Below are 1,052 nucleotides of genomic sequence, written 5' to 3'. Positions count from 1 at the left end.
CCTAGAGCGTTTCATGTTTTGACGGAAGCGTATCCGGCGTTTTCGAAGTAGTTCTTGCATTCGGCTGCCTCGATGGTTTCGACGAGGTGGCCGATGTGACGCCAAGTTTCCTCGACGGTGCGTTTCTGAGCCTGGCGCATCCAGTGTTTGATCTTGGCGAAGGCCTGCTCAATCGGATTGAGGTCCGGAGAGTAGGGCGGCAGATACCAAAGTCTGGCGCCGGCGGCCTTGACCATCTGCCTGATGGCCGCCGACTTATGACTTCCCAGATTATCCATGACGACGATATCGCCGGGCTTCAGCACCGTGATGAGCTGCTGCTCGACATAGGCACGGAAGCATTGGCCGTTGATCGGGCCGTCGAAGACGCAAGGAGCCGCGAGCCGATCCCAGCGCAGTGCGCCGAGGAAGGTCAGCGTGCGCCAGTGGCCGTGTGGAGCCAAACCGCGCAGCCGTTTGCCCTTCGGCCCCCAACCGCGCAGCGGAGCCATGTTGGTCTTGATCCAGGTCTCGTCGATGAAGACAAGGCACTGCGGATCAAGGCCACCCTGCCAGGACCGCCATCGCTGACGCCTGCGGGCAACATCAGCGCGCGCCTGCTCAAGGGCGAACAGCGTTTTTTTTGAAGCTCAGGCCCTCGCGGCGCAGAAACATCCAGACCGTGTTGTGCGAGACCTTGATCCCACGCGCATCCAACTCGTCCTTTAGCCGATGCAGCGTCAGCTCAGAGGTCTGATTGATCCGTTCAACAATGAAGGCCCGATGCGGCTCCAGAACGCGCTTGCGATGTCCGCCCATCTTGCCCGGCGCCACCGAGCCGGTGGCACGGTAACGCTGCGACCACTTCACTACAGAGGAAACCGCAACGCCAAAGCGCGATGCCACAGCACGGCAATTCTCGCCTGCGCCAACTGCTTCAACAACACGCTCACGAAGATCGTTTGAAAGCGCTCGCGTCATCAGATGCTGGCCTCCAATCCAGCCAGCATCTTGAATCACAAACCAGCTGCTTTGGGAATCCTACGATTCTCTCAAAACAGGAACCGCTCTAG

The 1,052-nt window shown here is 59.5% G+C and carries 1 protein-coding gene; it reads right to left on the bottom strand.

What is annotated here, in order from left to right; genetic code table 11:
• Positions 1 to 11: 11 nt before the first annotated feature.
• Positions 12 to 960, bottom strand: a protein-coding gene (locus EN824_RS33435) for an IS630 family transposase (RefSeq protein WP_135933157.1) whose coding sequence is annotated in 2 segments (ribosomal slippage) — positions 12 to 623 and positions 625 to 960 — 948 coding nt in all. Because the reading frame shifts where the segments join, the coding sequence is not laid out codon by codon here.
• Positions 961 to 1,052: the final 92 nt, after the last annotated feature.

The organism is Mesorhizobium sp. M8A.F.Ca.ET.181.01.1.1 (genome assembly GCF_004792025.1).
Taxonomy (GTDB): Bacteria; Pseudomonadota; Alphaproteobacteria; order Rhizobiales; family Rhizobiaceae; genus Mesorhizobium.
Note: the sequence above shows the minus strand (reverse complement) of the source record. Positions and strands in the feature narration are given on the sequence as shown.